Origin of the sequence: Vibrio sp. 10N.286.46.A8 (genome assembly GCF_041470165.1) — a bacterium.
GTDB lineage: Bacteria > Pseudomonadota > Gammaproteobacteria > Enterobacterales > Vibrionaceae > Vibrio > Vibrio tasmaniensis_A.
The window spans coordinates 1-11,239 of record NZ_JBFRLX010000218.1 but is presented as its reverse complement, the minus strand read 5'-3'; the positions used below and the strand labels follow the sequence as shown (position 1 = coordinate 11,239).

The window sequence follows — 11,239 nt, the reverse complement described above, 5'->3', positions numbered from 1 at the left end:
TCCATCAACGGTCGATCTAAATAGTCCAATTCTGAGTACTCAACCTCTTCGCTTGCAAAACTCATCGTGCTGAACACCGAGATAACTGCAATCAATAAGATTCGAAGCATTATACATTCCTTATATGTTTCATCTTTAGGCTAACTGTATCTTGTAATAGTCATACAAGCTAGGAAGTCGACAAGTTTGGCTTATTCGTATTAGTTAATAGTTATTTATAGCTCGATAGTCACTCACTTCTACAATCGACTCTTCCAACAATCCTGCATAAATTCCATTGTGTGCTATCAGCTGTCGATGGTTACCTTGTTCAACAATTTCACCCTTTTCCAACACCAAAATCGTATCTGAGTGACGAACGGTACTCAAACGGTGTGCAATCGCAATCACGGTTTTTTCCTTGAAAAGGCGCTGCATTGCTTTTTGAATGAGGTCTTCGGTGATTGAATCTACCGAACTGGTCGCCTCATCAAGCATCATCAGTTGTCCACCTTGTGCAACCGCTCTAGCAAACGAAATAAGCTGCGTTTGCCCTACCGACAAATTGGAGCCGTTCTTTTCCAAGTGGAAGTCATAGCTTTGTGGCAATTGTTCAATAAACTTATCGGCGTACACATAGCGTGCTGCTTGTTCAACCTCAGTTCTAGATAGATGCGTTTTTCCCAGCGCGATATTGAATTGTATTGTCTCTTCAAACAAGTGCACATCTTGCATCATCATTGAGAACAAATGAGCAGAGTCTTCGCTTGAGATCTGCGACAGCTCTAATCCATTCAACAAAATGCTGCCTTCATAGTCTTGGTAGGTTTTAGAGATTAGACGCAGAATCGTCGACTTACCCGAACCCGTCGAACCCACAAAGGCGATTTGATGCCCTTTCTCCAATACAAACGAGACATTCTTTAGAACATAGGGAGAGTCGTCTTTGTAACGGAAGCTCACGTTCTTGAACTCTAGACTCACAAATTGTTCGAGCTGTTTTTCAACCTTGTTAGATGGCAGCAGGTTGCGTCCTTCCTCTTCAGTCGGCTCAACAAACAGCTCTTCAATATGGTCAAACGCTGCAAATGAACTCTGAATCGAAGCGATCTGCGAAGTAAAGTCACGGATCGGAACAAACACTTTCTCTAAAGTGTTGATGAACGCAATCAGCACACCCAAGGTGAGTGCCCCTTCTATCACTTGCTCAGAGCCATACCAGATCATAATCGCGATGGTGATAGAGGTGATGCCAGAGATAAACGAGAACAAAATCGCATCGTATTTATTGATCTTCTTCTGCGCTCTTAAAAACTCATCGGTATAGCCTTGGTAGCGTTGCTCGATTTGCTCTTCTGCTCGGTACATCTGAACGGTTTTCATGCCAAGTAAGACTTCTTGTAAAAAGCCAATACCGCGAGCCAGCGAAGAACGAGTCACCTTATACAAAGCACGAAGTCGATTTCTCACATACACAGTCAAATACATCACTGGCGGCATAATAATCAATACAATCATCGTTAACTGCCAATCAATAAAGAACATCATCACTAACAGAGCAATGGTATTGATGCTGTCTTTAACTAGCCCGACAACCGACTGAACAAACGTCTCGCCGATGGTTTCCAAATCACTGGTTAATCGTGAAAGCGTTACGCCAATCGGTGTGTTATCAAAATAGCTGCGTGGTAGTTTGAGCACACGAGCAAACAACACTGAGCGCATGTCAGTTATCGTGTATTGCCCGGTTTTACGCAGGTTGTACGAATAGGTGGTATCCACCACATAGCTCGCCACCAGCACGGCAACGAGATAGAAGACGTATTCGAGCAGACCATCCATATCCCCATGACTCAGGTGAACATCGATCACTTGAATGATCAGCCAAGGGAACAACAAGCTCGTGATGACAGAAAGAGGAAGCATAGCGATGCCCAGAATCGCAGAGCCTTTGTATTTCTTAGCAAACTTAAAAAAGTGCTTGAGGTACTTGAGATCAACACCTTTTAACATGCTGCTGCCTCCGTTTCATTCTGCTGTAACTGCCATGTATCGTAATAGTAATCGCACGTTTTCAATAACGTCGCGTGGTCGCCCTTCGCAATCACCTTACCTTCGTTCAACACGATAATTTCATCCATATATTCAAGGGCATTAACACGGTGTGAAACCACAAGTACCGATTGATTTTCCAAGCGCTTAAACAAGCCCTCTAAAATCTTACGTTCTGTTTCATAGTCGACAGCCGATAGAACGTTGTCCATGATGATCAGGTCGGTGGGTTGCAATAAAGATCGAGCAATGCTCAAGCGCTGTTTCTGACCACCCGACAACATGACCCCTTTCTCACCGACTAAGGTTTGGTCGCCATGCTCAAAACGTGTAACGTCATTGGCTAACTGACTCAGTTCTAAAACCTCATCAACCTGACTCTTTGCCAAGTCAGTATCTAAGCTACCGAAGCGGATATTGTCTTCGACGGTTGCAGAAAACAGATAAGGGTCTTGCGTCACGGTTTTCACGTAACGGCGCAAATCACTGCGTGAGAAGCTAGTGACATCTCTTTCGCCTAGGAAAACTGAATCTTCTGGTACATCCAAGTGATGGTTCAAGCAATTCACTAATGTCGTTTTACCCGCTCCGATTCCGCCTAGCACACCCACTTTCTTACCTGCTGGAATGTCAAAGCTGATGTCATCGAGAATCAGACGCTCTTCACCTGAATAGCTGAAGCTGAGGTTGCGAATAGAAAACGTTTTTCCCTTCAGAGATTCAACATCTAACTCAGTGAGCTTATCTTCATCAAGGTCTGGAATTTTTGCATTAAGAATGGTTTGTACACTTTGAATGCCGACCATGCCACGCTGATAAATGGTCGCGATTCTGCCAAGCTGCATCAATGGCATTGCGAGCAAAACCGAGTAAGTCAGAAAGGCAGTAATCTCACCAAGTGTGAGTTCCTGTCTCATTAACATGTAGCCACCGAGCCCAAGAATGATGATTTTCATCAGGTCATTGGCGTAGTCGAGTACTGGCATAAAGAAGACTTGAATACGTGTAATTTTAAGGCGGCATTCAAGTAATAACTGATTCAGCTTTTCAGTTTCAGCTTTCACCCAAGGTGACATCTGCTGGCTCTTAATCAAATCAATCCCAGACAGGTAACTCATTAGCTGAGCAGACAAGTTTTGCAGACGTTTCATGTGCTCTAAATGCAGCGTTTTCATACGCTTGAAGCCCACCCGAAAAATCACAAAAGCGATTGAGATAGGAATAATCGAATACAGTGTGAGTTCTGGCGATATACGCCACATATAAAGAGGTGTCAGCGATAGCGCGAGTAACGCGTTGAAGAACTGAAGAAACCCCACACCAAACATCAGTCGGATGCCGCTAAGGTCATTATTCATGATTGAAATGAGCCGACCAGATGCAAAGCGTTCATGAAAGCTGCTCGGTAAGCGATTCAGCTTTTGTAGAAGTGTACTCTTTAGTGCTGCTTCTGTAATTCGCCCCGGATTAAGCGCATAGATACGAGACAGAATTCTCACCACCACCATGGCAACCGACATGCCGACTACGATCCAAACATAGGTTTGAAGCTGCTGATGGCCCGTTGTTGAAGCATCCTCAATAAGATCGATGGCAAGTTGGATATAACGAGGGATCTCTACCTGTAACCAGTTAACGAGAAAAATGAACACAATCGCCAGTAAGTACGAGGTGCGATTCATGCGCAAATAGTGGGCAACAAACTGTCTTTTATTCATAGTCTTCTTTATTTAGGGCAGGCTCACCGAGTTTTGGTGATTTCGTAAAGCTAGAAACGAGCGTCACTTAAGTAAAGATACACCTAAAACACCAGATTGATAATATCACTCCATTCATTTTATACAGGTTATCTCAGGTCTCGATGTTAGAAAAATTCACAACAAAAGCACCTAAAACAACGTTACCGCCGAAATAGCGGTAACGTTGTTTGGTAGAAGATAAAGATTAAAGAATCACGTCTACATTATCGTCCTCAATATTTACAAGGAGTTTCACTTCACTTCCCATTGCCGACGGATACCAGACTTCAACCCACACTTTATCAACATGATTGGGTAAAAGGAGAGTTGTAGAGAACTCAATATCTTGATTGATTGGGCTCCTGAGCACTTGTGAGGTGTAATCGACAACATCACCATTGAATTCTGTATAAATACTCATAAAACCTCGAGAACTTTGCGAGCTTGCTACGTCAACGTTTACAGACACTTCTCTCTCCGTAGAAAAATCAAAACCTTCCGGTATAGATAACTCAGATGATTTAATAGACTGCGGTATCACTACTGGAGCAGGTGTCACCACGTTATTGCTACCAACGGTCGAATTACTCGGAGGAGTGACGGGGACCGGAGCCGTAGTATTGCTCGGAGGAGCGACAGCACTTGGAGATGAAGCGGTACTATCACCTCCACCTCCGCCGCCACAAGCTGAAAGGAATACAAAGCCTACACCACTCAAAATTAGTTTGATTGTTTTCATAAATCCTCCTGATTAATCTTCCGTTGACCAAGTTTTGTTGGCGTTAGGGTTTTGGTACCACGTTGGTTTTGAAGCACCGCCTGATGTAGCCCACTCAGCAAATTCGGGGTACACCTCACTAACATCAATGTATTCTGATGGATGATTCCAAGGTGATGAAATTAAGATACCCCAAGGCATGTTTTGTGTCGTTCGGTAATATTTATCACTAGACGGGTCTGAATCATCTTGTGCAATACCATAGAAATCACTCACTAACGTGCCACGCGACGTTGGTGGGAAGTCCGCAGTATGGATTTCTAAGTCTTTCCCTGGCGATGTAGAGAAACTGTCACCATGGTAATAACCCGCTCCCGCACCAAAGATGAATGGGTCGAAGCCACTTAATGGCATCAGTGAACTCGCTGTGGGCTCGTTTCCAGAAGCAAACGGCAGAGAAATACTGAACGTCATTTGGTCAACTTCTAAAGTCGGACTACAAGAAGGGTTAGTGCGGTGGAACATACACTCACCGTTAATCGGCAGATCATTTTTTAGGTTCAACGACGCGACAACAACGAGGTCTCCTCCTGGCGATGCAACACTTTTGTCTTCACCCGTAAATGGCGAAATATTTACCCGAGTCGCGCCATTCTTTTGCACTCGAGCCGTTTGAAGATCAACATCTGACTCATCGAAGCCATCAAGCTTCCATCCCAGTCCATTACCATAAGAAGCACCGTAGGCCATTATGGTTCCCGTAATATCCATTCGAAGCACTGCGTCCTCTTTACTTAAAATGGTGGTGCGGTAGTAAACCACAACGTCATTTAAGTCGAAGTCACCAACTTCTGGCCAATTATCTTCGAAGGCCGCAGTATAGTAATTCGAATGTTGAACCGTTGTGCCAGGATCCGTAACGTCAAACACGTAGTCCTCAACTTCACCATCACCAACATAACCGTCACTCGGAATGTTAGGGCTACTCGCTAAACGGAATCGAGTTTGTACGCTCCCAACGACAGCATCATCACCCACTCGAATTGGGACGACTTGGCTTCCATCTACAACAGAATGATTTTTTAATATCTGCTCGTCATCCTCAAAAGATCCATTCATATCCCAGTCAGCCCAAGCTTGCAGATAACCACTCCCCACAACGTTGACATTAATTAAACTGTCTAAGCCGACTTCAAGGTTCGTCAACAGTGCAATTCCGTCATCATCATTTCCGCCAACATCCAAATCATCGCCGTTGGATGATGCACCAGGTTGGCCATCTGTATCGGCATCAACACTAGCACCTAAGTACAGTGTGGAAGATATCGCATGCTCAGCACCGTTACTCGCCTGCAACGTTCCATAACTATCAGGAGCGTCACCAAAATCAGATTCATCTGAACTTTCTATTGGCGTAGTAAATCCAGATAAGTCCCAGTTACCGTCAAATGCCGAGAAAATCGGGTTGGGGAAACTACTGCTACTGCTCGTAACCGTTTCAAATTGTAGAGTTACAATCGAGGTATTCTTGTAGGTGAATTTTACAGCACCGGAAGTGTCGGTTTCCGAATAGTTCGTACCTGGCCCGGTGAATAGAACCGACGTTCCATCGGCACTCTCTTCCGCCGTCAAACTCGCGCTAGCACTACCAAGTTGATAACTGTAGAAACCTTCACTTTTAAACACTCTTACTTGCTCCGACTGCACGGGTTCGCCATCAATGTCATAGCCAATCATGTCAAATTCGGGAAGTGTATAAGGCACTGAGAACGTACCTGAGAGTCCATCCGTACCATCATAAAATTCAAAGGTATAGGTTAGACCTGCAGAGCCCGCAGAGTTAGTTTGATAGAGAAAACCAATATCTCCTGAGGGTTGTGTTGCACCAACTTTGTAGTTAGGAGCATGAAACAAAAATGTCGCATCACCGAACACACTACTAGACACTTTGGCATCTATTGTTTTTCCATCATGTGTACCAACATTGAGGAAGTGCATCGAAGATCCATCATAGGTTGGCCCAGCCCACGAACTGCTGCCGTTCGTCGACTCTACATGATTTGAAAAGTCCAGATCTACCGTCGTTGCATAGACAGGAACACTGGCAACTGCCGTCATAAAATAAATAACTTGCTTGTATTTCATAGTAAACCTCGACTTCTTCTTCGCATGAGCGATTTCCTTGAAAAGTGTGTGAACTCTGAACGGCAAGTTAAAGAAGCGTCTCAGTTAACTCTGAAACAAACTATTCGCATCTTTGTTGATTATGTTGATGCCGATAAAGCGAGCTGCTTAATACAAAGAAGCAAAAGAGAAGCCAAGTTTCCGATCGTTTCAAACCACCGTATAACATTGAAAAGTAAGACTTATTTTTCTAAATTAAAATTACAGTCAGAATGAAACGGTCTTTTCTTCAAAATAGGAATCAATTTGATGAGAGGTTAGTCAACTTGAAAGTCTGTTAGATAAAGAAACGTTCTATGCTGGTTGGAAACGGATAGGTTGTTTACGGACTGGAGGCGTTTTGCTTAAAACTCAAATTACGATGGGTTAGCTCAACTAAAGGAGGGAGGAATTATTGTTGGTTCATGGTGAACAAAACTGTTTAAAACATTCTACTTTTAAACAGTTTTGATTTATTAAAAGGGTTACAGCATTTCCTTTGCGATTAGATGCAGCAAAAAGGTTTCACGTTCAATGCTCATGCCTTTTTTAGGGCTCTCAGCCATGGTCTTTTCGTTGTGATCGATCGCTTCATGGATATTCATCCACACAGGTCTCATCCCATTTTTCACTTCGTAGTCTTCGTAAGCTGTTTCGCCAAGCTCACGATCAATCTTGCATGAGTAGCAGTAAGAAATCATGTGCATTATATCTGCATCATCTTTATACCAAGGACGAAACTCTTCAAAAATACCGAACGGTTTAATACTGTGAATGTTCTTCGCACCCGTTTCTTCTTCAAGCTCACGGACCATACCTGCGATCACATCTTCACCGTCATCCAGACCACCACCAGGAATGGTGTAGTCGTGATAACGCTCTGTATAAAGCATCAAAATGTCTTCGCCATCTAACACAATCGCACGTGCAGCATTGCGCTTATATACCGTCTTATTGTCTAGGTGATCGATATCAGGGTGAATAGTGGTTTTTAGGTGTCTCATGATTCTGACTGCTCTACTGAATTTGGCGGCATCATATCATAATCATCAATAGATTCGACGTTCTCCGTCCCCTGAAAGAACACATAACCTCTGCTTTTGATCGCTGTTCCCCCACTGCTATCTAGTAGAAATAACCATCAAGTAGCACCTTATTGACGGAGGCCGTTCCTGTTAGAGCACCAGCTATGCCAGCATGATCAAACACTCAAAAATCCGTTAAAAATAGCGAAATATCAACCTATTTCAATATCTTGACCAAATTAGAACAACCTTTTCTGAAATCTAAAATATACTAGTTTCATAGAGCTTCTAATCTGGTTCTGTAGAACTTAACGCATTCGATTATAGAGTTATCACGTAGGAGATAAACATGAAGAAAATTGGTTTGATGGCTGTATTTGCCGTTGTGTTGGGCGGTTGTGCAAACGACTATGCAGAATATAGCGAAGGCCAACGTGTTTCAGTGGCTAACCCAGCTGCGGTTTATTGTGTTCAACAAGATGGTGAATTAGACACCGTAACTGAAAACAATCAACGCACTACTTATTGTGTATTTGATGACGGTGAACGTATCGAACAGTGGGAATACTACCGCAACAACCATGAGCAAAAAGAAGAAAGCTAAGCTGCGACATCGTGAACTGTTGACGTAACACCTATACACGACGTTGACCCTTCACTAATGCCACCCTGTCAAATGACATGACATTAGGTAAACTGTTCGCTATCGAGCGGTCGGTTTACCTTACGATACACATCAACTTTATATACACATCAACTTTGTACACACATCACCTTTGGGCTACCTATCTGTATTACTAATATTGGTGTTTTCGCTATCTCCACCAGCGATGTGTGTGATCTAATTCTGGATCTAAATAACGATTCAATAAAGTCAGGTTAGTATCGAGCAATGCTAGGTACTCCCTAACTTTTTCTATGTCGATTCCGACTGGGGTATTTTGGATGCAGGTCTCCAATACTGGAAGCAAGCTTTCTACGATATCAAAATGAGATGAACGCCCGACTAAATCCTTTGCCGCTAGCAAGGCTTCCAAAGACAACCTTTCTGGCTCTCGTCTTACTGAATCCAAATCCCTCTTAAATGCACCCACAGAGACACCTTCAAGATAGACTCGGTAGGTCGTCAGGGCATCCATTAACAGAAACAATTGCCCTTGCTCTGTTTGATGAGGGTATGGCACCGCGACATGAGCCTCTAGCTGAGGATCTATTTGTAGTTCCACCCCAAGTGCAGAGCACTTCTCGACCAAAACCTTAAGCAAACCTTGCTCGTCCATCAGTGATTGAATCTCGAAGATACGTTGTAAGTGGTAGTCATTAGAAACGAAAGTCACCGTCACACTCTGCCCGCGTGTAAACAGCCCACTTTCAATCATCTCTGAGGCCAAGTTTTGAATGTTCTCAACCGTATTTGTCGAATGCTGCTCAAGTAAAACCGCCCCTATGGGAAACGGATACTCACGTTGATTTTCAAGCTCTCGAAAATACTCGTGCATCATATCGGCTTCAGAAACGGTTTGGCCTTGTGTCACCCCACCACAGAACGCCACAGCCGTTTGCTGGTTCGACTCTTCAGCCAAAGGCCCCGACAGATACTCAACTAAAGCATCAACTCGACTGATTCCTTCATTAGTCAATTTATTCTCATTAAGTCGCTTACCTAGCACAATAAGGAGGTGAATAATGCTCATTTTATGTTCAAGTCTCGTTTTAGTGATTAGATGGAGTGAATTATGTATACAATACTTATTAACAAAAGTATTTTGAAATTCTTACATGTTGCTATCAATAATGCTCACTATGGATAGCAACATCTCGGGTCATACAAGAATAGACGTGTCGCTTTAAAGCAAACATAGCACGCTCTTGTATTTCATCGCTCTATGCTTGTTAACACGAGTTTCAATAAAAGAGACCTTTCAAGCAAAGAGCCAGATCAATCGAATAACTGTTTCAGCCAAAGAACTGCTTCACCCAAAGAACAGGTTCACTCACAGAAGTGGAACTAACGAAATACAAATTTTACACAGAGTTCGTTCATCGAACCGTCTTCACAGGAAGTTACTATGCTGTCTATTTTTGATATCTACAAAATTGGGGTTGGACCGTCCAGCTCCCACACAAATGGACCAATGATCGCTGGGTTTAACTTTACCCAAAAAATTGATGCTCAGCTTACACAAGTAGAGCGTATTCAAATCGACTTATACGGCTCGTTATCATTAACGGGTATTGGTCACCATACAGACAGAGCGACCTTATTAGGTTTACTCGGCAACCGCCCCGACACCATTAAAATTACCAGTGCTAACCAAGCAATGCGTAAAGCAATTGAAGATAAGTCTCTACTGGTTAGCGGTAACCATGAAATTCACTTCGACGTAGAAAGCGACTTGCTGTTCCATAAAACCAACCTTCCGCTGCATGAAAATGGCATGACCATCTCTGCCTTTGACGCAAGCGGTAGTCTTTTAGAGATGGAAACATATTACTCTATTGGTGGTGGCTTTATCGCAACCGCTGATGAGCTACAAAATGGCAAGCAAGAAGCAGAAACGCAAGTTGAGTTCCCTTTTACTTCTGCTGACCAGCTACTTGAATTGTCAGAGCAACAAGGACTTAGTCTTGGAGGCTTAATCCTACGTAATGAAGTGTCTTTCCAAGGTATGGACGTGATTGACCAGAAAGCCGACCAAATCTGGAAGGTGATGTCTCTGTGCATGCAGCGAGGCTTCGACACCGAAGGCATCCTTGATGGCGGTCTAGAAGTGACGCGTCGAGCCCCTGCTCTTTTGAAAAAGCTTGAGGCCAATGCTTCGATTGAAAACGATCCAATGGAGATCATGGATTGGATTAACCTATTTGCCTTTGCTGTGAGTGAAGAAAACGCTGCGGGTGGACAAGTCGTAACATCGCCAACTAACGGAGCGGCTGGCGTTATCCCTGCGGTACTAATGTACTACCACCGCTTCATCAAAGAGCTAGACACCAAGCAGTTGAAAGACTTTTTAGCAGTCTCTGGCGCTATTGGCATCTTGTACAAAACCAACGCTTCGATTTCTGGTGCAGAAGTGGGTTGTCAGGGCGAAGTTGGCGTATCTTCATCAATGGCGGCAGCAGGCTTAACCGCCCTACGCGGTGGTAGCAACGAACAAATCTGCATCGCAGCTGAAATCGCTATGGAACACTCACTAGGCATGACATGTGATCCAATCGGTGGTCTTGTTCAGGTGCCATGTATCGAGCGTAATGCAATGGGCGCAATGAAAGCCATCAACGCATCACGTATGGCGCTGAAACGCACCAGCAAGTGTCTTATCTCGTTAGACAAAGTTATCGCAACCATGTACCAAACAGGTAAAGACATGAACAAGAAGTACCGTGAAACGTCCTTAGGTGGCTTGGCCGTGATCCACATGGCTCCTCCTTGTGAATAACCGCGAATACCAATCACAGTAAGTAAGTGATTATAAATAGCGCAGGAAAAAGGCTCAAGAACAAGGCGGAAATTTTCGATAAGTAGTTATTCTACAATCAAAATTTCTAACGCAGTTATTGAG

The 11,239-nt window shown here is 43.6% G+C and carries 8 protein-coding genes; 2 read left to right on the top strand and 6 right to left on the bottom strand.

Features of this window, described 5'->3' with window-relative positions:
• Window positions 1-204 precede the first annotated feature (204 nt).
• The 5 genes from AB4232_RS19220 to AB4232_RS19200 form a co-directional block, all read right to left on the bottom strand.
• Window positions 205-1,992 (bottom strand): ABC transporter ATP-binding protein, encoded by a 1,788-nt coding sequence (locus AB4232_RS19220; RefSeq protein WP_372087777.1) that lies wholly within the window; start codon window positions 1,990-1,992, stop codon window positions 205-207.
• Entirely contained in the window at window positions 1,986-3,749 is a 1,764-nt protein-coding gene (locus tag AB4232_RS19215; RefSeq protein WP_372087776.1) for an ABC transporter ATP-binding protein, read from the bottom strand. Before AB4232_RS19215 ends, AB4232_RS19220 begins: the two co-directional genes overlap by 7 nt.
• 226 nt (window positions 3,750-3,975) lie before the next feature.
• Entirely contained in the window at window positions 3,976-4,509 is a 534-nt protein-coding gene (locus AB4232_RS19210; protein ID WP_017098380.1) for a hypothetical protein, read from the bottom strand.
• Window positions 4,510-4,521: 12 nt separating this feature from the next.
• On the bottom strand, window positions 4,522-6,633 hold the full coding sequence (locus tag AB4232_RS19205) for an LruC domain-containing protein (RefSeq protein WP_372087775.1): 2,112 nt from the start codon (window positions 6,631-6,633) through the stop codon (window positions 4,522-4,524).
• A gap of 503 nt (window positions 6,634-7,136) precedes the next feature.
• Window positions 7,137-7,655, bottom strand: a complete 519-nt coding sequence (locus AB4232_RS19200; RefSeq protein ID WP_135380826.1) for an NUDIX hydrolase — start codon at window positions 7,653-7,655, stop codon at window positions 7,137-7,139.
• Between the two features lie 370 nt (window positions 7,656-8,025).
• On the opposite strand from AB4232_RS19200, the gene AB4232_RS19195 reads away from it, so the two are divergent.
• Entirely contained in the window at window positions 8,026-8,280 is a 255-nt protein-coding gene (locus tag AB4232_RS19195) for a DUF333 domain-containing protein (RefSeq protein WP_009845615.1), read from the top strand.
• A gap of 211 nt (window positions 8,281-8,491) precedes the next feature.
• Here the strand turns inward: AB4232_RS19195 and AB4232_RS19190 are convergent, their stop codons facing one another.
• The gene (locus AB4232_RS19190; protein WP_372087774.1) at window positions 8,492-9,370 is read right to left on the bottom strand and encodes a YdcF family protein; all 879 of its coding nucleotides are present in this window, start codon (window positions 9,368-9,370) and stop codon (window positions 8,492-8,494) included.
• Between the two features lie 375 nt (window positions 9,371-9,745).
• Here AB4232_RS19190 and AB4232_RS19185 point away from each other — a divergent pair, with 375 nt between their 5' ends.
• Window positions 9,746-11,116 (top strand): L-serine ammonia-lyase, encoded by a 1,371-nt coding sequence (locus AB4232_RS19185; RefSeq protein WP_269334719.1) that lies wholly within the window; start codon window positions 9,746-9,748, stop codon window positions 11,114-11,116.
• Window positions 11,117-11,239 lie beyond the last annotated feature (123 nt).